This is a genomic window from Paracidovorax avenae ATCC 19860, from assembly GCF_000176855.2.
Classification (GTDB): Bacteria; Pseudomonadota; Gammaproteobacteria; order Burkholderiales; family Burkholderiaceae_C; genus Paracidovorax; species Paracidovorax avenae.
In genome coordinates, this window is the sequence record NC_015138.1 from 2,216,681 (window position 1) to 2,239,975 (window position 23,295).

The window sequence follows — 23,295 nt, forward strand, 5'->3', positions numbered from 1 at the left end:
CGCCTCCGGGCTTTTTTTGCATGGAGCGGACGTGGCGCTGAATCCAGGCGGCGCCGTGGCCCGTATGAGTGTGCAGCCGCGCGAATCTTCGGGCGGCCTTCCACCCAACGATCCAACGGAGACCTCCATGACCTTTCGCCTGAATGCCCGCCTCGCAGCCGCCAGCCTCACGCTCGCCCTGTCCGCAGCCGCCATGCCTGCCATCGCCCAGGTGACCGTCGGTGGCGCGCCGATGTTCCCCACCAAGGACATCATCGACAACGCGGTGAACTCGAAGGATCACACCACGCTGGTCGCTGCCGTGAAGGCTGCGGGCCTGGTCGATACGCTCAAGGGACCGGGCCCGTTCACGGTGTTCGCGCCCACCAACGCGGCTTTCGCCGCGCTGCCGGCGGGCACGGTCGATACCCTGCTGAAGCCGGAGAACAAGGCCACGCTGACCAAGGTGCTGACCTACCACGTGGTGCCGGGCAAGGTCGATGCGGCCGCGCTGTCCAAGATGATCGCCGACGGCAAGGGCTCGGCCAGCCTGAAGACCGTGGCCGGCGGCACGCTGACGGCCAGGGCCAGCGGCTCGTCGATCGCGCTGACGGATGAAAAGGGCGGCATGTCCAACGTGACCATCGCCGACGTGTACCAGTCCAACGGCGTGATCCACGTCGTGGACAAGGTGCTGCTGCCCAAGTAACAGCAGGCCCGCATGCCGCGAGGCGCGTCTGCATCGCCCGACGGAGCAGGACGGGCCTGGATGCGCAAAAGCCGCAAGGGCCTCTCCACGAAGGACCTTGCGGCTTTTCTTGCAGGGGCACCGGCGCGGCCCTGCCGGCTTGCCGATGCGGCCCGGCGGTCAGGCCAGGTTGGCGCTGTCGCGGCTGATGCCGCCGGTCTGGCTGAAGCCGCCGTCCACGTACATGATTTCCGCCGTCACGCCGCTGGCGAGGTCCGACAGCAGGAAGGCCGCGGCGTTGCCCACGTCCTCGATGGTCACGTTGCGGCGCAGGGGCGAGGCGTCGGCCACGGTGCCCAGCAGCTTGCCGAAGTCCTTGATGCCGCTGGCGGCCAGGGTCTTGATGGGACCGGCGCTGATGCCGTTGGCGCGCATGCCCTTCGGGCCCAGCGATTCGGCCAGGTAGCGCACGCTGGCTTCCAGGCTGGCCTTGGCCAGGCCCATGGTGTTGTAGTTGGGCACGGTGCGCAGGGCGCCCAGGTAGCTCAGGGTGAGCACGGCAGCCTTGTCGTTCAGGTAGGGCAGGGCGGCCTTGGCCATGGCGGGGAAGCTGTAGGCGCTGATGTCGTGCGCGATGCGGAAGGATTCGCGCGACAGGCCTTCGAGGAAGTCGCCGGCGATGGCTTCGCGCGGCGCGAAGCCGATGCTGTGCACGAAGCCGTCGAACTTCGGCCAGGTGGCCGACAGGTCGGCGAACATGCGCTCGATCTGCTCGTCGCTCGCCACGTCGCAGTCGAAGACCAGCCTGGAGTCGAACTCGGCCGCGAAGTCGGTGATGCGGTCCTTGAAGCGTTCGCCCACGTAGCTGAAGGCCAGCTCGGCGCCCTGCGCGTGGCAGGCCTTGGCGATGCCGTAGGCGATGGAACGGTTGGACAGCACGCCGGTGATGAGCAGCTTCTTGCCGGTCAGGAAACCCATTGTTGTTCTCCAGTGAATGCGGTAGGGGTGGAATGCCGGAGGGGCGCGGCGCGGCCCGTGGCGGAAAGATGCGGCGGCCGGGCACCCGGCCGGGGAAAATCCCCGGCAGGCGTGGACGGCCCGCCACCGTAGTGCAGAATTGTCGCATGCGGTTCTGGATGATCTGTCTGCTCTGGGGAAGCTGGCTGTGCGCGGCGCCGGCCTGGGCCGCGCATGGGTATGCGCTGTGGGACGACCTCAAGTACCCGGCGGGTTTCGCCCATTTCGACTACGTCAATCCCGAAGCACCCAAGGGCGGCGAGCTGCGCATGGTGAGCAACCTGCGCTATTCCACCTTCGACAAGTACAACCCGTTCACGATGAAGGGCTCGCCGCCGGCCTACCTCTCGGACCTGCTGTTCGAGAGCCTGCTCACGGGTTCCATGGACGAGACGGCCTCGGGCTACGGGCTGCTGGCCGAGGACGTGCAGGTGCCGGAGGACCGGCTCAGTGCCACGTTCCGCCTGCGGGCGGAGGCGCGATTCCACGACGGCAGCCCGGTCGAGGCCGCCGACGTGAAGTACACCTACGAGACCCTGGTCGGACCCCACGCGTCGCCGAGCTACGCGACGCTGCTGCAGGAGGTGGCCGGGGCCGACGTGCTGGACCGGCGCACGGTGCGCTTCCGCTTCAAGCACCCCAACCGCGAACTGCCGCTCACCGTGGGCAGCCTGCCGATCTTCAGCCGCGCCTGGGGGCGCCAGGCGGATGGCAAGGTGAAGCGGTTCGACGAGATCGTGACCGACATCCCCATCGGCAGCGGCCCGTACCGCATCGGCCCGGTGGCGTTCGGCCGCGACATCACCTACGTGCGCGATCCGCAGTACTGGGGCCGTGACCTGAACGTGAACCGGGGCGCCTACAACTTCGACCGCATCACGGTGAAGATCTACAAGGACAACACCGCGCGGCTGGAGGCCGTGAAGGCCGGCGAGTTCGATTTCATGACCGTGTATTCGGCCGGCGACTGGGCGCGCCGCATCGACGGCAAGCTGTTCCGGCAGGGCGTGCTGGTGAAGATGGAACTCAAGCACCGGCTGCCTGCGGGATTCCAGAGCTACGTGCTCAACACGCGGCGGCCGATGCTGAAGGACCCGCGGGTGCGCGAAGCGCTGGGGCTGGCGCTCGACTACGACTGGATGAACCGGCAGATGTTCTACGGCGGCTACCCGCGCGTGGTGGACCTGTTCGGCAACACCGACTGCCAGGCCACCGGCACGCCGGGCCCGGAGGAGCTGGCGCTGCTGGAGCCGTGGCGCGGCAAGGTGCCGGACAGCGTGTTCGGGCCGATGTACACGCCCCCGGTCACCGAAGGGGTGGGACATTCCCTGCGCGACAACCTGCGCCGGGCCCGCCAGCTGCTGGCCGACGCCGGTTGGACCTACCGCGACGGCGCGCTGCGCAACGCGAAGGGCGAGCCCATGGTGATCGACTACCTCGACAGCAAGGAGGTCGGCGCGCGCACGGTGACGCCCTGGATGCGCAACCTCGAGAAGCTGGGCATCACCCTGCGCTTTACCTCGGTGGATTTCGCGCTGTACCTGCAGCGGCTGGACAAGTTCGATTTCGACATGATCACCCTGGCCTATCCCGGTACCTACAACCCGGGGCAGGACATGCTGGAGCTGTTCGGCAGCCAGCGCGCCGACGCGGAGGGCAGCAGCAACCATGCGGGCGTGAAGAGCCCGGCGGTCGATGCGCTCGCGACCGCGCTGACACGGGCGAAATCCAAGGCCGAACTGCTGCCCGCCTGCCGCGCGCTGGACCGCGTCATCATGCACAGCCACTACCTCATCCCGCAGTGGCAGCTGTCCGCGCACCGCATCGTGTACAACCAGCAGCGCCTGGCCTACCACGCACCCATGCCGCCCTATGCGAAAGCCGAGGAGTGGGCAATGTTTTCCTGGTGGAGCAAGTGAGGGATCACACCCCTGAGGCGCTGCGCGCCATCCCCTCGCTCTCGCCGTGCTGCGCACGGCGGGCAGGGGGACGACGCCGGTGGCCTGGCGAAGCCAGTTCCACGGCGCCTGCTGGCATGGCCTGCTCCGCGGCCATCGGATGGGTGATGCCGCGCCGGTTTCAGCGGGCGTGGGTGGCGCATGCCGCCGCAGGGTGCCGAAGCCTGAAATCTCCTGACTGACTGCATGCTCGCCTACATCGCCAAACGCCTGCTGCTCATGCTGCCCACGCTGCTGGGCGTGCTGCTGCTCACCTTCGTGGTCATCCAGTTCGTGCCCGGCGGCCCGGTGGAACAGTACCTGGCGGAGGCCCGCACGGCGGCAGGCAAGGGCGGGGCGGCCGGCGGGCTGGAGTCGGGCGGCATGCGCTACCGCGGCGACCAGGGCGTGGACCCGAAGCGGCTGGAGCAAATCAAGGCGCTGTATGGCTTCGACAAGCCCGCGCACGAGCGGTTCTTCCAGATGCTGGGTCAGTTCGCCCGCTTCGACCTGGGGCGCAGCTTCTTCCAGAACAAGGAGGTGTGGGCGCTGGTGAAGGAAAAGCTGCCGGTCTCCATCAGCCTCGGGCTGTGGACCTTCTTCATCAGCTACCTGGTGGCGGTGCCGCTGGGCGTGGCCAAGGCGGTGCGCGCGGGCTCGCGCTTCGACCTCGTGACCACGCTGCTCGTCCTGGTGGGCTATGCGATCCCGGGCTTCGTGCTGGGGGTGGCGTTGCTGGTGGTCTTCGGCGGCCAGTTGCAGTGGTTCCCGCTGCGCGGGCTGGTGTCGTCCAATTGGGAGCAGATGGACTGGGGCGCGCGCATCGTGGACTACCTCTGGCACATCACGCTGCCGGTGACGGCGATGGTGGCGGGCAGCTTCGCGGTGACGGCCATGCTTACCAAGAACGCCTTCCTGGAAGAGATCCGCAAGCAGTACGTGCTCACGGCGCGCGCCAAGGGCCTGTCGGAACGGCAGGTGCTCTGGAAGCACGTGTTCCGCAATGCGCTGATCCCCATCATCACGGGCTTTCCCGCCGCGTTCATCGGCGCGTTCTTCACGGGCTCGCTGCTGATCGAGACGCTGTTCTCGCTCGACGGCCTGGGCCTGCTGAGCTACGAGAGCGTGATCCGCCGCGATTATCCCGTGGTGCTGGGCACGCTCTACCTGTTCACGCTGATCGGGCTGGTCACCAAGCTCGTCAGCGATCTTTGCTATGTGTGGGTCGATCCCCGCGTGAAGTTCGACTGAACGCATGAGTATTCCATCCCCCGACCTCTCCGCTCCGGCCGCCATGCCGTCCCCGGCGGCACCGCCACCCGCGCCGGTCTCGCTTTCACCTTCCCGCCGCGCGTGGATGCGCTTCAAGCGCAACCGGCTGGGGTTCTGGAGCCTCGTGGTCTTCTGCGTGCTGGTGGCCATCAGCCTGGCGGCGGAGTTGGTGAGCAACGACAAGCCGCTCATCGTGCACTACGAGGGCCAGACGTATTTCCCGCTGTTCAAGACTTACCCCGAGACCACCTTCGGCGGGGATTTCGACACGCCGACCGACTACCTGGACCCCTTCATCCAGGAGCGCCTGAGCGCGGGCGGCAACTGGGCGCTCTACACGATCAACCGGTACGGGCCCAACACGCTGAACTATTTCGCGAAATCACCCAACCCGTCCGCGCCGACCGCCGACAACTGGCTGGGCACGGACGACCGGGGCCGCGACATGCTCGCGCAACTGCTCTATGGCTTCCGCGTGAGCGTGCTGTTCGGGCTGGCGCTCACCATCACCGGGGTGGTGCTGGGACTGGTGACGGGCGCGATCCAGGGGTTCTTCGGCGGACGGACGGACCTGGCCTTCCAGCGCTTCATCGAGATCTGGGGGTCGATGCCCGAGCTGTACCTGCTGATCATCTTCAGCGCGCTGTTCTCCCCGAGCCTGGCGCTGCTGCTGATCCTGCTCAGCCTGTTCGGCTGGATGGGGCTGTCGGACTACGTGCGCGCGGAGTTCCTGCGCAACCGGCAACTGGACTACGTGAAGGCCGCGCGCGCCCTGGGCGTACCCGACCGGCAGATCATCTGGCGCCACATCCTACCCAACAGCATGACGCCGGTCGTCACCTTCCTGCCGTTCCGGATGAGCGCGGCCATCCTCTCGCTCACGTCGCTGGACTTCCTCGGCCTGGGCGTGCCGCCCGGCACTCCGTCGCTTGGCGAGCTGCTGAACCAGGGCAAGAACAACATCGATGCCTGGTGGATTTCCATCTTCACGTTCGCCGTCCTGGTGAGCACGCTGCTGCTGCTGACCTTCATGGGCGATGCGCTGCGCGACGCCCTCGATCCGAGGAAGCAATGAGCATCGCACCTTCCTCTTCACCCTCCGCTGCGCCGCTGCTGCGCGTGGAGGACCTGCGCGTGGCCTTCGGCGGCAAGGCGGTCGTGCATGGCGTGGGCTTCGATATCGGCGCGGGCGAGAAGCTGGCGCTGGTGGGCGAATCGGGTTCGGGCAAGACCATCACGGCGCTGTCCCTGTTGCGCCTGGCCGCGGATGCGGAAGTGTCGGGCCGGGCCCTGCTGCAGGGACGCGCCGGCGCGCCGGCGCAGGATCTGCTGGCGTTGCCGGAGCGCGAGATGCGCGGCCTGCGCGGCGGCGACATCGCGATGGTCTTCCAGGAGCCGATGACGGCATTGAACCCGCTGATGCCCGTGGGCCGGCAGATCGCCGAGGTGCTGCAGCTCAAGCAGGGGCTGTCGCGGGCGCAGAGCGCCGTCCAGGCGGTGGAGCTGCTGGCCGCGACGGGCGTGCCGGAGCCGGCGCGGCGCGCGGGCGCCTATCCGCACCAGCTCTCCGGGGGCCAGCGCCAGCGGGCGATGATCGCCATGGCACTGGCCAGCCGGCCGCGCCTGTTACTGGCGGACGAGCCCACCACCGCGCTCGACGTGACGCTGCGCGGCCAGATCCTGGAACTGCTTTCGGACCTGCAGCGCCAGACCGGCATGGCGGTGCTGCTTATCACGCACGACCTGAACCTGGTGCGGCGCTTCGCCGACCGGGTGGCGGTGATGGAGCGCGGCGTACTCCTGGAGCAGGGGAGCGTGGCGGAGGTTTTTTCCGCGCCCGCCCATGCCTACACCCGGCGCCTGCTGGGCAGCGTACCGCGGCGCGATGTCATCGAGGATGTGGTCGAGGACGCGGGGGCGGACGCGGCCTCCGGGCCGGCCGCAGACGCTGCGCAGGCAGAGCCGCCGGCCGCGAGTGCAAAGGGCCTGCGCGTGGCCTACGCCACGCCGCTGCCCGGCCTGCGGGGCTGGTTCCGGCGCGGCGAATTCCTGGCGGTGAAAGGTGCCGACCTGGTGGTCCATCCTGGCCGGACGCTGGGCGTGGTCGGCGAGTCGGGGTCGGGCAAGTCCACCCTCGCGCAGGCGCTGCTCGGCCTGTTGCCGTTCAGCGGCGAGTTGCAGATCGCCGGCCGGGCATGGGAACTGCCGGTGCAGCGCAACAGCGCGGCCAACCAGGCGCTGCGCCGCAGCGTGCAGGTCGTGTTCCAGGATCCGTTCTCGTCGCTGTCCCCCCGTCTCACGGTGGAGGAGATCGTCGGGGAGGGCCTGCGGGTGCATGCACCACAGGAGAGCGGGGCCGGGCGGCGCGCCCGCGTGGAGGCGGCACTGGCGGACGTGGGTCTGACGCATACGCAGTTCCCGGGGCTGCTGGGGCGCTATCCGCACGAGTTTTCAGGCGGCCAGCGCCAGCGGATCGCGATCGCGCGGGCGCTGATCCTGGAACCGCGCCTGCTGGTGCTCGACGAGCCCACGAGTGCGCTGGACGTGACCATCCAGCAGCAGGTGCTGGTGCTGTTGCAGCGCCTGCAGAAGGAACGCGGGCTGAGTTACCTGCTGATCACCCACGATGTGGCCGTGATCCGCGCGATGGCGCACGACGTGCTCGTCATGAAGGATGGCGACGTGGTCGAGTCCGGCCGGATGGCCCAGGTGCTCGACGCGCCGCGGCACCCCTATACGCAGCGGCTGGTTGCGGCAGCAGGGGAGGGCGGCGCGGCCTGAGCTGCTGCGCCGCGATGACGCGCCCGCTGGCGCTGGAGCCGGGGCGGCCTGGCGTTCAATGGGGCGGCGATGCGTCGCCTGGGGGCGCAGCAGGCACGGACGGGGGCGCTGCGGGCGGCACCGGTTCGGGTTCCTGTTCGGGCCCCGCGTACATGCGGAAATGCTGCTTGCCGGCCCGCTTGGCGGTGTAGAGCGCCACGTCGGCACTGCGGGCCAGTTCCTCGAACGTGGAGCCGTGCTGGGGGAACAGCGCGATTCCGCCGCTGAGGCCGATCTGCCGCGACTCGCTCCCCAGGTCGAAGGGGGCGTCGCACACGGCCACGATCTTGCGGGCGACATGGCATGCCTGCCCGGGATGCTCCACGATGGGCAGGAGCACGATGAACTCGTCGCCGCCCTGGCGGCACACGGTGTCCGAGCGGCGCACGCAGCGGGTGAAGCGCCGCGCGACCTGGACCAGCAGCAGGTCGCCGGCGTCGTGGCCCAGGGTGTCGTTCACCTGCTTGAAACCGTCGAGGTCGATGTACATCAGGGCGAGGCCGTGCCCGTCGCGGCGCGCCTGGGCGATGGCCTGCTGGGCCCGGTCCTGCAGCAGCACGCGGTTGGGCAGGTCGGTCAACATGTCGTGCTGGGCCAGGTGTGCCATGCGGCGCGCCAGCGCCATGGCCTCGGTCACGTCCCGCAGCACCATCACCGTGCCGGTGACCTGCCCATGCCTGTCGGTGATGGGGCTGACGCTGTTTTCCACGTCCATGCGGCGGCCATCGCGGCAGAACAGCACGAGGCCGCGCCCCGGCGGCAGGGCCTGCGCACCGGACAGCGCGCTGCGGGCCGGATGCTCCGCGTGCACGCCGTTGGGGGTGTAGAGGGGGGCGACCTCGTCGATGTCCCGGCCGGCGGCATGGAAGGCCTGCCAGCCCGTCATCTTCTCGGCCACGGGGTTGATGTAGGTCACGTGGCCCGAGGCATCCGTGCATAGCACGGCGTCGCCGATGGACTGCAGCGTGAGGCGGACCAGTTCCTTCTCTTCGAAGAGCAGGTCTTCCATGCGCTTGCGCTCCGTGAGGTCGTCGATCTGCACGAAGATGCCCTGGGCCTGCTCCCCGTCCATGTCCGGAATGCAGGACACCATCATGTGCCGGACTTCGCCCGACGATATCGGCACCGACCGTTCATAGACCTGCCTGCGGCCCTGCAGCGCACGCCGCAGGTAAGGCCGCGCGGCCTCGCAGGCCTCTGCAGTCAGCAGTTCCTCGATGGGGCGGCCCTGGATTTCTTCCTGGGTCATGCCGAGCCAGTCGAGGTAGGCCTGGTTGGCGAAGCGGTTTCGCAGGTTGCGGTCCCAGTAGGCAACCAGCGAGGGCAGGTTGTCGAGGATGGTGCGCATGTCGTGCTGCGCGCGCTGCAGCTGCGCGGCCACGTTCTGCCGGCGTGCCAGTTCGCGTGCGAACAGCAGGGCGAGGCCGATGCATGCCGCCATCAGCAGCGCGGCGAAGGTCCCCAGGATCACCGCGTTGCGTTGCCACTTCGAGAGGATGCTCTCCACCGACTGAGCCACCGACACCACGAGCGGATAGTCGCCCACGCGGCGGAAGGCGTAGAGCCTGGAGATGCCATCCTGAGCTTCTTCCTGCGGCTCGGTGAAGTGCCCCTCGCGCTCCTGCACGAGGTGCTCCAGGTGATGGATGCCCACCGGCTCGCCGATGCCGTGGGGGCGCGATGGGAAGCGCGAGATCTCGGTGCCGTCCGCCCGGACGATCTCGGCCAGGCTCTGGGGCCCCAGGCCGAGCGATGCGAACAGTTCGTTGAAGTAGCTCAGCCGGATCGTGCCGACGACCACCCCGCCGAAACTGCCGTCCTGGTTGAAGTAGGCGCGGCTCATCGCCAGGCTGTACTCGCCCGTCACCCGCCCCTGGATCGGCCGGCCGATGTACACGCCCCGGTCCTTCTCGCGCATGTGGAACTGGAAGTAGTCCCGGTCGGCGAGGTTGGGCATCTTCTTCGCGGGCGTGACGCCGGCCGACACCACCACGTTGCCCCCGGGGTCTATCACCGCCACGGAACCCAGGCCCCGGGTGCGCAGCGAGTGGTCGAACAGCATGGCGTGCTGCACGTCCGGCGGCAGGCCGGCGAGGTCCGGCCGGGCCAGGGTTTCCACCACGCCTGCCAGCGAATGGTCGAAACTGTCGAGCGTGCGGCCGATGCTCTGCTCGAGCGTGCGCGCGAGCGCCGCATTGGCGTCGCGCGCATAGTTCCATTCGTCGTCGCGGATGGTCAGGATGGCCCGCGCGAACAGCGCCCCGATGCCGACCGACAGCGCGACGGCCAGCAGGAGCATTCGGTAGTGCGGAGTCAGGCGCAGGGACATGTGCAGCGGGCGGCACGGGTCCGCGCGGAAACGGCAGGGAGGGCGGCCCGCGGCGCTGCGGGCTCCCCCGTATTGTCACCGCCCGTGGGTGTGCGGCGCAAACAGGTCCCAGGTCGCGATGAACAGCGCCGCGATGACCGGCCCGATCACGAAACCCGTGAGCCCGAAGAGGGACATGCCGCCCAGCGTGGAGATCAGCACGATGTAGTCGGGCATCTTGGTGTCCTTGCCCACCAGCACTGGCCGCAGCACGTTGTCCACCAGGCCGATGACACCGATGCCGAAGGCCGCCAGGCCCGCGCCCTGCCAGACGGCGCCCGTGGCCAGCAGGTAGATCGCCACCGGCGCCCAGATGAGCCCGGCGCCCACGGCGGGCAGCAGCGACAGGAAGGCCATGAGCACGCCCCAGAGCACGGGGGCCTGGATACCCAGGAACCAGAAGGCGAGTCCGCCCAGGGCGCCCTGCGCCGCGGCCACCGCGATGTTGCCCTTCACGGTAGCGCGGATCACGGTGGTGAACTTGGTGGCGAGCTGGCGCTTGTGGCCCTCGTCCAGGGGCGTGGCTTCGCGGATGCGCGCCGCCAGGGCCGGGCCGTCGCGCAGCAGGAAGAACAGCAGGTACAGCATGATGCCGAAGCTCACCACGAACTGCAGCGTGTTCTGGCCGAAGTCGATCGCCTTGCTGCCCACGAACTGCGTGGCCTGCACGGTGACGGACGACAGCCGCGCCTGCAGTTCAGACGCCGTGGTCAGGTTGAGCCGGTCGAGGATCTGCATCGCCCAAGACGGCATGGCCTGCATGACCTGGTGGAAGTAGGCGGTGAAATCCAGCTGCCCGGAGCGGATGCGTTCATAGACCAGGCTGGCTTCCTGCACCAGCGAGACGGTGATCAGCGTCATCGGGAGGATGACCACCAGCAGGCACAGCGACAGGGTGCACAGCGCCGCGAGGTTGGCCCGGCGGGGCATGTACCGCAGCAGGCGGCGGTGCATGGGCGCGAAGAGGATCGCGAGGATGATTCCCCAGAAAACCGCACCGTGGAACGGCCAGAGGATGGCCAGGAAGGCCAGGCTGACGGCGATCAGCAGGGCGATGAAAGTGCGGTTCTGCAGCAGGGTGGTCTTCATGGCAGGGCGGTGGCGAAGTTGGCGCAAATGTACGCGACGGTGGCGGCCGCGCCCTGTGGGACACGGCCGTGTAGGCGCTGTCCTGCGATCGGTGGCACAATCGTGGGCGCAAGATTCAAGGCCCTTCCCCGAGCCACAGTCGCATCCGCCAACCGGTTCAGCCGTGTCGCGGAAGGTTTTACCAACCAGCTAATGCTTCCCCCAGGGAAGCGGAGGTCAGCGGAAATGAGCGAGACGACGTCCGTCTATCAAGCCTACCAGGGCAATACCTACCTCTTCGGCGGCAATGCGCCCTATGTCGAAGAGATGTACGAGAGCTATCTCGTCAACCCGGGCAGCGTGCCCGACACGTGGCGCGAGTACTTCGACGCGCTGCAGCACGTGCCCGCCGTGGATGGCTCCAACGCCAAGGACGTCCCCCACCAGCCCGTCATCAGCGCCTTCGCGGAGCGCGCCAAGCAGGGCGGCACCCAGGTCGTGGTGGCCACCGGCGCCGATTCCGAGCTCGGCCGCAAGCGCACCGCCGTCCAGCAGCTCATCTCCGCCTACCGCAACGTCGGCCAGCGCTGGGCCGATCTCGATCCCCTGAAGCGCACCGAGCGCCCCTCCATTCCCGAGCTGGAACCCTCCTTCTACGGCTTCACCGATGCCGACCAGGAGACCGTGTTCAATACCAGCAACACCTTCTTCGGCAAGGAATCGATGCCGCTGCGCGAACTGATCAACGCGCTGCGCGAAACGTACTGCGGCACGATCGGCGTCGAGTACATGTACGCCTCCGACCAGAACCAGAAGCGCTGGTGGCAAGAAAAGCTCGAGACCATCCGCAGCAAGCCCAGCTTCGGCGCCGAGAAGAAGAAGCACATCCTCGACCGCCTGACCGCGGCCGAGGGCCTGGAGCGCTTCCTGCACACCAAGTACGTCGGCCAGAAGCGCTTCTCGCTCGAAGGCGGCGAGAGCTTCATCGCTGCCATGGACGAGCTCATCCAGTCGGCCGGCTCGCGCGGCGTGCAGGAAATCGTGATCGGCATGGCCCACCGCGGCCGCCTGAACGTGCTGGTGAACACGCTGGGCAAGATGCCCAAGGACCTGTTCGCCGAGTTCGACCACACCGCCCCGGAAGACCTGCCGTCCGGCGACGTGAAGTACCACCAGGGCTTCAGCTCGGACGTGTCCACCCCCGGCGGCCCGGTCCACCTGTCGCTGGCCTTCAACCCCTCCCACCTGGAAATCGTGAACCCCGTGGTGGAAGGTTCGGTGCGCGCACGCATGGACCGCCGCGGCGACCCGCACGGCCAGCAGGTGCTGCCGGTGCTGGTGCACGGCGACGCGGCCTTCGCCGGCCAGGGCGTCATCCAGGAAACCCTTGCGCTGGCCCAGACCCGCGGCTATTCCACGGGCGGCACGGTGCACATCGTGATCAACAACCAGATCGGCTTCACCACCTCCGACCCGCGCGACAGCCGCTCCACGCTGTACTGCACGGACGTGGTCAAGATGATCGAGTCGCCCGTCCTGCACGTGAACGGCGACGATCCGGAAGCCGTGGTGCTGGCCACGCAGCTGGCCCTCGAGTTCCGCATGGAATTCAAGAAGGACGTGGTGGTGGACATCATCTGCTACCGCAAGCTGGGCCACAACGAGCAGGACACGCCGGCGCTCACGCAGCCGCTGATGTACAAGAAGATCGGCCAGCACCCCGGCACGCGCCGCCTCTACGCCGACAAGCTGGCCACGCAGGGCCTGGGCGAGACGCTGGGCGACGACATGTCCAAGGCCTACCGCGCCGCCATGGACGCCGGCAAGCACACGGTCGATCCGGTGCTGACCAACTTCAAGAGCAAGTACGCCGTGGACTGGAGTCCGTTCCTGGGCAAGAAGTGGACGGATGCCGGCGACACCGCGATCCCGCTCACCGAGTGGAAGCGCCTGGCCGAGCGCATCGCGACCATCCCCGAAGGCGTCACGCCGCACCCGCTGGTCAAGAAGGTCTATGACGACCGCGCCGCCATGGGCCGTGGGGAAGTCAACGTGGACTGGGGCATGGGCGAGCACATGGCCTTCGCGTCGCTCGTGGCCAGCGGCTTCCCGGTCCGCCTGTCGGGCGAGGACTGCGGCCGCGGCACGTTCACGCACCGCCATGCCGTGATCCACGACCAGAACCGCGAGAAATGGAACGAGGGCACCTACGTGCCGCTGCAGAACGTCAGCGAGAACCAGGCCCCGTTCGTCGTGATCGACTCCATCCTGTCCGAAGAGGCGGTGCTGGGCTTCGAGTACGGCTATGCCTCCAACGACCCCAACACCCTGGTGATCTGGGAAGCGCAGTTCGGCGACTTCGCCAACGGCGCGCAGGTGGTGATCGACCAGTTCATCGCTTCCGGCGAAGTGAAGTGGGGCCGCGTGAACGGCATCACGCTGATGCTGCCGCACGGCTACGAAGGCCAGGGCCCCGAGCACAGCTCGGCCCGCCTGGAGCGCTTCATGCAGCTGGCCGCGGACGCCAACATGCAGATCGTGCAGCCCACCACGGCCAGCCAGATCTTCCACGTGCTGCGCCGCCAGATGGTGCGCCACCTGCGCAAGCCGCTGGTCATCATGACGCCGAAGTCGCTGCTGCGGAACAAGGATGCGACCTCGCCGCTGTCCGAGTTCACGAAGGGCAGCTTCCAGACGGTGATCCCGGAGCAGAACGAGGCCATCGACAAGAAGGCCGACAAGGTCAAGCGCGTGATCGCCTGCTCGGGCAAGGTGTACTACGACCTCGTGAAGAAGCGCGAGGAAAAGGGTGCCGACGACGTCGCGATCCTGCGCGTGGAACAGCTCTATCCGTTCCCGCACAAGGCCTTCGCCACCGAGATCAAGAAGTACCCGCACGCCACCGAGATCGTGTGGTGCCAGGACGAGCCGCAGAACCAGGGCGCCTGGTTCTTCGTGCAGCACTACATCCACGAGAACATGCTCGACGGGCAGAAGCTGGGCTACTCCGGCCGCGCGGCGTCCGCATCGCCGGCCGTGGGCTATTCGCACCTGCACCAGGAGCAGCAGAAGGCACTGGTCGATGGCGCGTTCGGCAAGCTCAAGGGCTTCGTCCTCGCCAAGTGAGCGCGTGAACCCCGATCCCGCGAACCGCTTCCCACAGCGACACAACACGTTCTGAAAGAATCGAAAGAATCGTCATGGCTATCGTAGAAGTCAAAGTCCCCCAACTGTCCGAATCCGTGGCCGAGGCCACGATGCTCTCCTGGAAGAAGAAGGCCGGCGAGGCCGTCGCCATCGATGAGATCCTGATCGAGATCGAGACCGACAAGGTCGTGCTCGAAGTGCCCGCGCCGGCCGCCGGCGTGCTGGCCGAGATCGTCCAGGGCGACGGTGCCACCGTCGTGGCCGACCAGGTCATCGCCAGGATCGACACCGAAGGCAAGGCCGGCGCCGCCGCGCCCGCTCAGTCCGCTCCGACCGCCGCCGCCCAGGCGCCCGCCGTGGCCGCCGCAGCGGCCGACGCCGCCCCTGCAGGCGGTTCGAAGGGCGACGTGGCCATGCCGGCCGCCGCCAAGCTGCTGGCCGACAACAACCTGTCCGTGTCGGCCGTGTCCGGCTCCGGCAAGGATGGCCGCGTGACCAAGGGCGACGTGCTGGCCGCCGTGGCCGGTGGCGCTGCCGCCAAGCCGTCCGCTGCCCCCGCCGCCATCCCCACGGGCGTGCCCACCAAGGCGCTGCCGCAGGTGGCATCCCCCGCCGCACCGAACCTGGGCGACCGCCCCGAGCAGCGCGTGCCGATGAGCCGCCTGCGCGCCCGCATCGCCGAGCGCCTGCTGCAGTCGCAGTCCACCAACGCCATCCTGACCACCTTCAACGAGGTGAACATGGCCCCGGTGATGGAGCTGCGCAAGAAGTTCCAGGACAGCTTCACCAAGGAGCACGGCACCAAGCTGGGCTTCATGAGCTTCTTCGTGAAGGCGGCCGTGCACGCGCTCAAGAAGTTCCCGGTGCTGAACGCTTCGGTGGACGGCAACGACATCGTTTATCACGGCTACTTCGACATCGGCATCGCCGTCGGCTCGCCCCGCGGCCTGGTGGTGCCGATCCTGCGCAACGCCGACCAGATGAGCTTCGCCGACATCGAGAAGAAGATCGCCGAGTTCGGCAAGAAGGCCCAGGAAGGCAAGCTCGGCATCGAGGAGATGACGGGCGGCACGTTCTCGATCTCCAATGGCGGCACCTTCGGTTCCATGTTGTCCACCCCCATCATCAACCCGCCCCAGTCGGCCATCCTGGGCGTGCACGCCACCAAGGACCGTGCCGTGGTGGAAAACGGCCAGATCGTGGTGCGCCCGATGAACTACCTGGCGATGTCGTACGACCACCGCATCATCGACGGCCGCGAAGCCGTGCTGGGCCTGGTGGCGATGAAGGACGCGCTGGAAGATCCGGCCCGCCTGCTGTTCGATATTTGATGGACCACCCCCCTGAGGCGCTGCGCGCCTTCCCCCTTCTCTCGGATTGCTGCGCAATCCGGGAAGGGGGACACCGCCAGCGCTGCGGGGCGGCCCTTGCGCGGCGGTTGCTGGCCCGGGCCCCGCGCATGGCGCGGGCTGGGGTGTTACACAGCGCCGTGAATACCGAAATCCATTGACAGACCCACATGCACGGTTGGCCTCGGGTCAGCCGGCGGTGGGTCTTTCTCCAACTGACACAGTGAGAACGACATGAGCAAACAATTCGACGTCATCGTCATCGGCGGCGGCCCCGGCGGCTACATCGCCGCCATCCGCGCGGCCCAGCTGGGCTTCAACGTGGCCTGCATCGACGAGTGGAAGAACGAGAAGGGCGGCCCCGCGCCCGGCGGCACCTGCACGAACGTGGGCTGCATCCCCTCCAAGGCGCTGCTGCAGTCCTCGGAGCATTTCGAGCATGCCACCAAGCATTTCGCCGAGCACGGCATCACGGCCACCGACGTGAAGATCGACGTGGCGAAGATGATCGGCCGCAAGGACGCCGTCGTGAAGCAGAACAACGACGGCATCCTGTACCTGTTCAAGAAGAACAAGGTCAGCTTCTTCCATGGCCGCGGCTCCTTCGTGAAGGCCGCCGAGGGTGGCTACGAGATCCAGGTAGCGGGCGCCGCGCAGGAAACCCTGGTGGGCAAGCAGATCATCGTGGCCACGGGTTCCAACCCTCGCGCGCTGCCCGGCGTGCCCTTCGACGAAGAGAAGGTGCTCTCCAACGACGGCGCATTGCGCATCGGCGCCACGCCGAAGAAGCTGGGCCTGATCGGCGCCGGCGTGATCGGCCTGGAGATGGGATCCGTGTGGCGCCGCGTGGGTGCCGACGTGACGGTGCTCGAAGGACTGCCCACGTTCCTGGGTGCGGTCGATGAGCAGATCGCCAAGGAAGCCAAGAAAGCCTTCGACAAGCAGGGCCTGAAGGTCGAGCTGGGCGTGAAGATCGGCGAGATCAAGACGGGCGGCGAGGGCGTCACGGTGGCCTACACCGATGCCAAGGGCGAGGCCCGCGAACTGGCGGTGGACAAGCTCATCGTCTCCATCGGCCGCGTGCCCAACACCATCGGCCTGAACCCGGAAGCCGTGGGCCTGCAGCTCGACGAGCGCGGCGCCATCGTGGTCGATGCCGACTGCAAGACCAACCTGCCCGGCGTGTGGGCGGTGGGCGACGTGGTGCGCGGCCCGATGCTGGCGCACAAGGCCGAGGAAGAGGGCGTGGCGGTGGCCGAGCGCATCGCGGGCCAGCACGGCCACGTGAACTTCAACACCATCCCCTGGGTCATCTACACCAGCCCCGAGATCGCCTGGGTGGGCCGCACCGAGCAGCAGCTCAAGGCCGACGGCGTGCAGTACAAGGCCGGCACCTTCCCGTTCCTGGCGAACGGCCGCGCCCGCGCGCTGGGCGACACGACCGGCATGGTCAAGTTCCTGGCCGATGCCACGACGGACGAGATCCTGGGCGTGCACATCGTGGGCCCGATGGCCAGCGAGCTGATCTCCGAGGCCGTGGTGGCCATGGAGTTCAAGGCGAGCGCCGAGGACATCGCGCGCATCTGCCACGCCCATCCCTCGCTGTCCGAGGCGACCAAGGAAGCGGCACTGGCCGTGGACAAGCGCACGCTCAACTTCTGACCGTGCGCCGATCGGGAGCGCGCCGCGCTCCCCCCGGGCTGCCGGCGCGCACATCCGTGTGCCGGCAGCCGTTGTTTTTCGTGTGGATGCGCGGTCGATGATTGCGCGGGAGAGACGTCCGTGAACGTGAAGCAGGCGTATGAGGCCGAGCTGGCCGCCAAGGGGTTCCGCAGCGACCCGGCCCAGCTGAGGGCGGTCGAGGCGCTGCAGCGCTGCGCGGACGACTGGGCGGCGTACAAGGAAAAGCGCTCCAACGCCCTGAAGAAGCTCATCCACCGCCCCGATGTGCCGCGCGGCGTGTACATGTACGGGGGCGTGGGCCGCGGCAAGAGCTTCCTGATGGACTGCTTCTTCAACGCCGTGCCCATCCGCCGCAAGGTGCGCCTGCATTTCCACGAGTTCATGCGCGAAGTGCACCGCGAACTGGCGGGCCTGCAGGGCACGGTGAACCCGCTGGACGTGCTGGGCGAGCGCATCGCCAAGCGCTACAAGCTCATCTGCTTCGACGAATTCCATGTGGCGGACATCACGGACGCGATGATCCTGCACCGCCTCCTGGCGGCGCTGTTCGACAACGACGTGGGTTTCGTCACCACGTCCAACTTCAAACCCGACGACCTGTACCCGGGCGGCCTGCACCGCGACCGCATCCTTCCGGCCATCGATCTGCTCAACGAAAAGCTGGAGGTGGTGAACGTGGACAACGGTACCGACTACCGGCGCCGCACGCTGGAGCAGGTCCGGCTCTACCACTGCCCGCTGGGCCCGCAGGCCGAGGCCGAGATGGAGGCCGCCTTCGACCAGCTCGCCGAAAGCCGCGACGAGGATCCGGTGCTGCACATCGAGGCGCGCGAGATCCGCGCCCGCCGCAAGGCCAGCGGCGTGGTGTGGTTCGATTTCGACGTGCTGTGCGGCGGCCCGCGCTCGCAGAACGACTACCTGGAAATCGCGTCGCAGTTCCATACCGTGCTGCTGTCCAATGTGCCCTACATGCCCGTGGCGATGGCATCCCCGGCCCGGCGCTTCACCTGGCTGGTGGACGTGCTCTACGACCGGCGCGTCAAGCTCATCCTGTCGGCCGCCGTGCCGCCCGAACAGCTCTACACCGAAGGGCCGCTCGCGCACGAGTTTCCCCGCACCGTGTCACGCCTCAATGAAATGCAGTCCAAGGAATTCCTGGCGCTCGAGCGCCGGGTGGTGGACACGGGGCTGACCTGAAGTCGCCCGCAAAGGATTTCCGCATGCCGAACTCTTCCCCGTCTTCCTTTCTCCGCCCCTTCGCACTGATGTCGGCCTGGGCGCTCCTCGCCGTGGCCGGCCCGGCGGCGGCCGCAGCCCAGGACGATGCCGAGCAGGCCCGGTCCGCGTTCGAGGCGGCGCAAACGGCCAGGACCGCGGAGCGCAAGCGCATCCAGCAGGAGCGTTCCGCGCTCGAGGCGCGCAAGAAGAAGGAAGAGGCGGTCTGCTACCAGCGGTTTTCCGTGGAGGACTGCCTGGAGACGGTGCGCTCCCAGGTGCGTGATGCGGAGGCGGTGCTGCGCAAGCGGGAGGTGGAACTGAACAACGCGGAGCGGCGCGAGAAGGCCGCGCTGCGGATGCAGTCCATCGAGCAGAAGCAGGCCGAGCAGCGGCAGAAGATCGAAAGCGGGGAACGCCCGGCGCCCATGCGCGCCGAGTCGCGCTCCCAGAACCAGGCCGAGGACCGCGCACGGCGCGAGGAGGAAGCGCGTACCCGTGCGGCGCAGCAGCGGGCACGCGAAGAATCCCACCGCACTACCGAGGCCGAGCGCGCCGCCTCGCAGCCGGCACGCTCCGCCGAGGCGCGGGCGCGCTATGAGGCCAAGCAGCAGGCCGCACGGGAGCGACGGGAAAAGCGCGAGCGCGCCAATGCCGAAGCGGCGGCCTCGGGCCGCAAACCGGCGGCTCCCCTGCCGGAGCCGGCCGATCCCGCTCCCCCGCCGGCGCCGGCCGGTTCCGCGCCGGCCCGCTGACCGGGCGGACGGGCCGCATTCCCGGCTGCCGGCATGCGCCCGGTCCAGCTCATCGCTGGGCGGGCGGTGGCCGCACGCCTCCCGATGCGGCGGCCTCCACGAGCGCCTCGATCTTCACGATGGCGAGCGACAGGTTGTCGCCGCCTCCGCGTGCGCGGCTGCGTGCCTTTTCGATGAGGAATTCCGTCGCTTCGCGCGGGGTGAGCGAGTCCACGACGGAGCCGAGTTCCGCGGGTGAGAAGTAATGCCACACCCCGTCGCTGCAGGCCATCAGCGTGTCGCCGGGCACCAGTTGCGGGATGGTGTGGATGGCCACGGGCGGGTCGCTCTCGGTGCCCAGGCACCCCACCAGGATGTTGGAGTGCGGATGGGTATTGGCCTCGGCCTCGGTGATCTCGCCGCGGTCCACCAGCGCCTGGACGTAGGAGTGGTCGCTGGTGCGGTGGATGAGCTGGGAGCCCCGGAAGTGGTAGATGCGCGAGTCGCCCGCATGCGCCCAGTAGCAGTCGCCGCGGGGATGGATGAGGAAGGCCGCCACAGTGCTGTGGGGCTCCTGCTCCGCGGAAATGGCCGTCAGGCGGATCACGATGTGCGCTTCTTCCACCATGTGCCGGAGCATGGCGACCGGATCGTCGCTGTCCGGCGCATAGCGTTCGAAGAGCTGGCGCGCGGTCATCATGACCTGGTCGGAGGCCTTGCGCCCCCCGCTGCGGCCACCCATGCCGTCGGCCACCACGCCGAGCACGCAGCCGTTGTGCCGGGGATGCGCGATCAGCGCCACCTGGTCCTGCTGGTAGTCGCGGTCGCCTTTATGGATACCGGTCGACGCAGTGAGACGAAACGGTTTGGTCATGGCGGTATCGGAAGGGGCGGGAAAAAGGCGGCGGTGGGCCGGGGAGCGGGCCGGGAGCCCTATTATCGAGGGATGGACCGCGTTTTCTGTGAACTGTCTCGCGCCTGCGGCGTCCCGCGGAGCCGCGGTTGAGCGCCGGGGCGGAACACCCCGGCACGCTCCTGCAGGCGGTGTCGGCCGCTTTCGCGGAAGACGGGCCGCTGGCGATCGCGCAGGCGCGCTTCCAGCCGCGGGCGGGGCAGGCCGCGATGGCCGCGGCCGTCGCGGAAACCATCGACCGGGGCGGGGCGCTCGTCGTGGAGGCCGGCACGGGTGTCGGGAAGACCTTCGCCTACCTGGTGCCCGCGCTGCTCAGCGGGGAGCGCGTGCTGATCTCCACCGCCACCAAGGCGCTGCAGGACCAGCTCCACAGCCGCGATCTGCCCCGGCTGCTGCAGGCGCTGGCATTGCCCGCGCGCACGGCCCTGCTCAAGGGGCGCGGCAGCTATCTGTGCCTGCACCGGCTGGGCATCGCGCGGCAGCATCCTTCGGCGGCCGACCCGGCCGTCGCCCGCGTGCTCGCACGTGCGGAAGTGTGGGCCCATGCCACCGCCACGGGCGATCTCGCGGAACTGCCGGGCTGGGACGAGCGGTCGGCCGCGACGCCGCTGTTCACCTCCACGCGCGACAACTGCCTGGGCTCGTCCTGCCCGCGCTTTCGCGAATGCCATGTGTACCAGGCCCGGCGCGAGGCGATGGCGGCCGACGTGGTGGTCATCAACCACCATCTCTTCTTCGCGGACCACGCCATCCGCGGATCGGGCGTGGCGGAACTGCTGCCCAGCGTGCGCGTGGTGGTGTTCGACGAGGCCCACCAGCTCAACGAGACGGGCGTGCAGTTCATGGGCACGCAGATGGGTTCCTCGCACTGGCTGGATCTCGCGCGCGACGTGCTGGCCGCGGGGCTGCAGTTCGCACGGGGCCTGGCGGACTGGCAGGGCGCCGCCGCCGCGCTGGAGCGGGCCGCGCGCGACTGGCGCATGGCTGCGGGAGCGCGTGCGCCGGGAACGCGCCTGCGCTGGTCGGGGCCCGTGCCCGACGGTGTGGAGCGTGCAGCCTGGGACGACGCACTCGGCCGGTTGTCGGCCGCGGCGCGCGAGGCGCTGGCGGCGCTCGACACGGTCAGCGAGATCGCACCCGACTTCGTGCGGCTGCATGAACGCTGCGTGGAACTGATGGAGCGGCTCGCCCTGTTCCTGGACCCGGCCCCGCCGGATGCCGTGCGCTGGGTGGAGGCCGGGCAGCACCAGGTGCGCGCCCATCTGGTGCCCCTGGACATCGCGCAGCCGCTGCGCAGGCTGTGGTTTCCGCACGAAGAGACTGCAGGGCCGTCCACCGATGCCGATGCTGGCACCGGGCCCGGGCCGGCCCATGACTCGCCGGACGACCTGCCCTGGAGCGACGAGGGCGGCGCCCCCGATCCGTGGACAGCGCCCGTCCCCGGCTCCGCGCTGCCGGCCCCGGGGGCTGCGGCGCTCCCTGGTGCGGGCTCCGGCGAGGGGGGCGGGCGCCCGCGTGCCTGGGTTTTCACCTCGGCCACGCTGGGCGACGATGCCTCGCTGAAATGGTTCACGGCGGCCTGCGGGCTGGAGGGCGCGCGCGTGCTGCAGGTCCCCAGCCCCTTCGACTACGCAGCCCAGGCCGCGCTCTACGTGCCGCGCCAGCTGCCTTCCCCGTCCGATCCGGGCCACGGGGCCGCGGTGGCGCGCTGGGCGGGCGATGCCGCGCGCATACTCGGCGGGCGCACGCTGGTGCTGACGACTACATTGAAGGCCCTGCGCACGATCGGCGACGCACTGCGGGAGCGCTTTCCCGACGGTTCCGGCATCGAGGTGCTGGTGCAGGGCGACTGGCCCAAGCGCCGGCTGATGGAGCGCTTCCGCGAGGCCGATGCCGGCGGGGACCGCCCGGGCTGCGTGCTGGTGGCGTCCGCCTCGTTCTGGGAAGGCTTCGACGTGCCCGGCGATGCGCTGCAGCTGGTGGTGATCGACAAGCTGCCGTTCCCGCCGCCCGGCGATCCGGTGGTCGAGGCGCGGTCGCAGCGCCTGGAGCAGGAGGGAAAGAGCGCGTTCCGGCATTTCGCGCTGCCGGATGCGGCCATCGCGCTCAAGCAGGGTGCCGGGCGGCTGATCCGCAACGAGCAGGACCGGGGCCTGCTGGCGGTTGCCGATGCCCGGCTGGTGACCATGGGCTACGGCAAGCGGCTGCTGGCCGCGCTGCCGCCCATGCGCAGGATTCAGGACGAGGCGGAGTGGGACGAGGCGCTGCGCGGCCTGGCGGCCGTCACCAGACCTTCCACCACGGTTCTTCCTTCGCCTTGAACCCGTTGCGCATGTATTCGCTCTGCGGGTAGGAGGCGGCCATCACGCGCTGCGCGTCGTCGCGCAGCTGGGTCATGCCGAGCGCGTCGTAGGACTTGATGAGGATGTAGAGCGCTTCCTCGAGCGCGGGCACGTCCTTGTAGTCGGCCAGGGCGATCTGTGCGCGGTTGATGGCGGCCACGTAGGCGCCGCGCTGGTAGTAGTAGCGGGCCACATGGACCTCGTACTGCGCGAGGGAGTTGACGATGTACGTCATGCGCTGCTGCGCGTCGCGCGCGTAGCGCGAATCGGGGAAGCGGGTGACGAGCTCGCGGAAGGATTCGAACGAATCCTTGGCAGCCTTCTGGTCGCGCTCGGACAGGTCCTGGCGCGACAGCCAGGAGAACAGCCCGAGGTTGTCGTTGAAGTTGACCAGCCCCTTCAGGTAGAGCGCATAGTCGTAGGCCGGGCTCGCGGGGTGCAGCTTCATGAAGCGGTCCAGCGTGGCGATCGCCTGGGCCTTCTCGCCGCCCTTGTACTGGGCGTAGGCCTTTTCCAGCTGGGCCTGCTGCGCGAGCGGGGTGCCGGCGGCGCGGCCCTCGAGCTTCTCGAACAGCGGGACGGCCTTGTCGTAGGAGTTGCTGTTCAGCTCGTCCCGCGCCTCGGAATAGATGCGGTTGGGGCTCCAGCCCGCGGTCTTGTCTTCGGTGGTGCTGGAGCAGCCCGCGAGCACGCCTGCGGCAAGCAGGGTGGTCAAGAGCGGCAGGGAAAAACGCGGCATGGCAGCGGCTTTCTGACAATCGGT

16 protein-coding genes are annotated in these 23,295 nt (G+C 68.6%); 11 read left to right on the plus strand and 5 right to left on the minus strand.

Features of this window, described 5'->3' with window-relative positions:
* Positions 1 to 127: 127 nt before the first annotated feature.
* A complete protein-coding gene (locus ACAV_RS09860; RefSeq protein ID WP_013594423.1) occupies positions 128 to 688 on the plus strand; it encodes a fasciclin domain-containing protein in 561 nt (186 codons plus the stop codon).
* A gap of 159 nt (positions 689 to 847) precedes the next feature.
* Here ACAV_RS09860 and fabI read toward each other — a convergent pair whose 3' ends face one another.
* The gene (gene fabI / locus ACAV_RS09865) at positions 848 to 1,645 is read right to left on the minus strand and encodes an enoyl-ACP reductase FabI (RefSeq protein WP_013594424.1); all 798 of its coding nucleotides are present in this window, start codon (positions 1,643 to 1,645) and stop codon (positions 848 to 850) included.
* Positions 1,646 to 1,791: 146 nt separating this feature from the next.
* On the opposite strand from fabI, the gene ACAV_RS09870 reads away from it, so the two are divergent.
* The 4 genes from ACAV_RS09870 to ACAV_RS09885 all read left to right on the plus strand — a co-directional run bounded on the left by ACAV_RS09870 (position 1,792) and on the right by ACAV_RS09885 (position 7,674).
* Positions 1,792 to 3,603 (plus strand): extracellular solute-binding protein, encoded by a 1,812-nt coding sequence (locus ACAV_RS09870; RefSeq protein WP_013594425.1) that lies wholly within the window; start codon positions 1,792 to 1,794, stop codon positions 3,601 to 3,603.
* Between the two features lie 225 nt (positions 3,604 to 3,828).
* Complete coding sequence (locus ACAV_RS09875) at positions 3,829 to 4,872, plus strand: microcin C ABC transporter permease YejB (protein WP_013594426.1); 1,044 nt, start codon at positions 3,829 to 3,831, stop codon at positions 4,870 to 4,872.
* A 4-nt stretch (positions 4,873 to 4,876) separates the two neighbouring features.
* The gene (locus ACAV_RS09880) at positions 4,877 to 5,968 is read left to right on the plus strand and encodes an ABC transporter permease (RefSeq protein WP_013594427.1); all 1,092 of its coding nucleotides are present in this window, start codon (positions 4,877 to 4,879) and stop codon (positions 5,966 to 5,968) included.
* Positions 5,965 to 7,674, plus strand: coding sequence for an ABC transporter ATP-binding protein (locus tag ACAV_RS09885; RefSeq protein WP_013594428.1), 1,710 nt, complete (start codon positions 5,965 to 5,967; stop codon positions 7,672 to 7,674). The genes ACAV_RS09880 and ACAV_RS09885 overlap by 4 nt, the downstream gene beginning before the upstream one ends.
* Before the next feature lie 55 nt (positions 7,675 to 7,729).
* On the opposite strand, the gene ACAV_RS09890 is transcribed toward ACAV_RS09885, so the two are convergent.
* Both ACAV_RS09890 and ACAV_RS09895 read right to left on the minus strand, forming a co-directional pair.
* Complete coding sequence (locus ACAV_RS09890; protein ID WP_013594429.1) at positions 7,730 to 10,042, minus strand: diguanylate cyclase domain-containing protein; 2,313 nt, start codon at positions 10,040 to 10,042, stop codon at positions 7,730 to 7,732.
* Positions 10,043 to 10,117: 75 nt separating this feature from the next.
* Positions 10,118 to 11,170, minus strand: a complete 1,053-nt coding sequence (locus ACAV_RS09895; RefSeq protein ID WP_013594430.1) for an AI-2E family transporter — start codon at positions 11,168 to 11,170, stop codon at positions 10,118 to 10,120.
* Positions 11,171 to 11,395: 225 nt separating this feature from the next.
* Here ACAV_RS09895 and ACAV_RS09900 point away from each other — a divergent pair, with 225 nt between their 5' ends.
* The 5 genes from ACAV_RS09900 to ACAV_RS09920 all read left to right on the plus strand — a co-directional run bounded on the left by ACAV_RS09900 (position 11,396) and on the right by ACAV_RS09920 (position 19,298).
* Positions 11,396 to 14,275 carry a 2-oxoglutarate dehydrogenase E1 component gene (locus ACAV_RS09900; RefSeq protein ID WP_013594431.1) on the plus strand — a complete coding sequence of 960 codons (2,880 nt, stop codon included), beginning with the start codon at positions 11,396 to 11,398 and terminating at the stop codon, positions 14,273 to 14,275.
* Between the two features lie 74 nt (positions 14,276 to 14,349).
* The gene (gene odhB / locus ACAV_RS09905) at positions 14,350 to 15,627 is read left to right on the plus strand and encodes a 2-oxoglutarate dehydrogenase complex dihydrolipoyllysine-residue succinyltransferase (RefSeq protein ID WP_013594432.1); all 1,278 of its coding nucleotides are present in this window, start codon (positions 14,350 to 14,352) and stop codon (positions 15,625 to 15,627) included.
* Between the two features lie 252 nt (positions 15,628 to 15,879).
* On the plus strand, positions 15,880 to 17,307 hold the full coding sequence (gene lpdA / locus ACAV_RS09910; protein WP_013594433.1) for a dihydrolipoyl dehydrogenase: 1,428 nt from the start codon (positions 15,880 to 15,882) through the stop codon (positions 17,305 to 17,307).
* A 120-nt stretch (positions 17,308 to 17,427) separates the two neighbouring features.
* Positions 17,428 to 18,525, plus strand: coding sequence for a cell division protein ZapE (zapE, locus tag ACAV_RS09915; RefSeq protein WP_013594434.1), 1,098 nt, complete (start codon positions 17,428 to 17,430; stop codon positions 18,523 to 18,525).
* Between the two features lie 23 nt (positions 18,526 to 18,548).
* A complete protein-coding gene (locus ACAV_RS09920; RefSeq protein WP_013594435.1) occupies positions 18,549 to 19,298 on the plus strand; it encodes a hypothetical protein in 750 nt (249 codons plus the stop codon).
* Between the two features lie 49 nt (positions 19,299 to 19,347).
* Here ACAV_RS09920 and ACAV_RS09925 read toward each other — a convergent pair whose 3' ends face one another.
* The gene (locus ACAV_RS09925) at positions 19,348 to 20,151 is read right to left on the minus strand and encodes a PP2C family protein-serine/threonine phosphatase (RefSeq protein WP_013594436.1); all 804 of its coding nucleotides are present in this window, start codon (positions 20,149 to 20,151) and stop codon (positions 19,348 to 19,350) included.
* Between the two features lie 128 nt (positions 20,152 to 20,279).
* Here ACAV_RS09925 and ACAV_RS09930 point away from each other — a divergent pair, with 128 nt between their 5' ends.
* Positions 20,280 to 22,511, plus strand: coding sequence for an ATP-dependent DNA helicase (locus ACAV_RS09930; RefSeq protein WP_013594437.1), 2,232 nt, complete (start codon positions 20,280 to 20,282; stop codon positions 22,509 to 22,511).
* Here ACAV_RS09930 and ACAV_RS09935 read toward each other — a convergent pair.
* Complete coding sequence (locus tag ACAV_RS09935) at positions 22,474 to 23,271, minus strand: outer membrane protein assembly factor BamD (RefSeq protein WP_013594438.1); 798 nt, start codon at positions 23,269 to 23,271, stop codon at positions 22,474 to 22,476. The two genes, ACAV_RS09930 and ACAV_RS09935, sit on opposite strands and share 38 nt — an antisense overlap.
* Between the last annotated feature and the right edge of the window lie 24 nt (positions 23,272 to 23,295).

What these genes read in the sequence shown, in the direction of transcription:
- ACAV_RS09860 (WP_013594423.1), top strand. Translation starts at nt 128, where the DNA reads ATGACCTTTCGCCTGAATGCCCGCCTCGCAGCCGCCAGCCTCACGCTC.
- fabI (WP_013594424.1), bottom strand. Translation starts at nt 1,645, where the DNA reads ATGGGTTTCCTGACCGGCAAGAAGCTGCTCATCACCGGCGTGCTGTCC.
- ACAV_RS09870 (WP_013594425.1), top strand. Translation starts at nt 1,792, where the DNA reads ATGCGGTTCTGGATGATCTGTCTGCTCTGGGGAAGCTGGCTGTGCGCG.
- ACAV_RS09875 (WP_013594426.1), top strand. Translation starts at nt 3,829, where the DNA reads ATGCTCGCCTACATCGCCAAACGCCTGCTGCTCATGCTGCCCACGCTG.
- ACAV_RS09880 (WP_013594427.1), top strand. Translation starts at nt 4,877, where the DNA reads ATGAGTATTCCATCCCCCGACCTCTCCGCTCCGGCCGCCATGCCGTCC.
- ACAV_RS09885 (WP_013594428.1), top strand. Translation starts at nt 5,965, where the DNA reads ATGAGCATCGCACCTTCCTCTTCACCCTCCGCTGCGCCGCTGCTGCGC.
- ACAV_RS09890 (WP_013594429.1), bottom strand. Translation starts at nt 10,042, where the DNA reads ATGTCCCTGCGCCTGACTCCGCACTACCGAATGCTCCTGCTGGCCGTC.
- ACAV_RS09895 (WP_013594430.1), bottom strand. Translation starts at nt 11,170, where the DNA reads ATGAAGACCACCCTGCTGCAGAACCGCACTTTCATCGCCCTGCTGATC.
- ACAV_RS09900 (WP_013594431.1), top strand. Translation starts at nt 11,396, where the DNA reads ATGAGCGAGACGACGTCCGTCTATCAAGCCTACCAGGGCAATACCTAC.
- odhB (WP_013594432.1), top strand. Translation starts at nt 14,350, where the DNA reads ATGGCTATCGTAGAAGTCAAAGTCCCCCAACTGTCCGAATCCGTGGCC.
- lpdA (WP_013594433.1), top strand. Translation starts at nt 15,880, where the DNA reads ATGAGCAAACAATTCGACGTCATCGTCATCGGCGGCGGCCCCGGCGGC.
- ACAV_RS09920 (WP_013594435.1), top strand. Translation starts at nt 18,549, where the DNA reads ATGCCGAACTCTTCCCCGTCTTCCTTTCTCCGCCCCTTCGCACTGATG.
- ACAV_RS09925 (WP_013594436.1), bottom strand. Translation starts at nt 20,151, where the DNA reads ATGACCAAACCGTTTCGTCTCACTGCGTCGACCGGTATCCATAAAGGC.
- ACAV_RS09935 (WP_013594438.1), bottom strand. Translation starts at nt 23,271, where the DNA reads ATGCCGCGTTTTTCCCTGCCGCTCTTGACCACCCTGCTTGCCGCAGGC.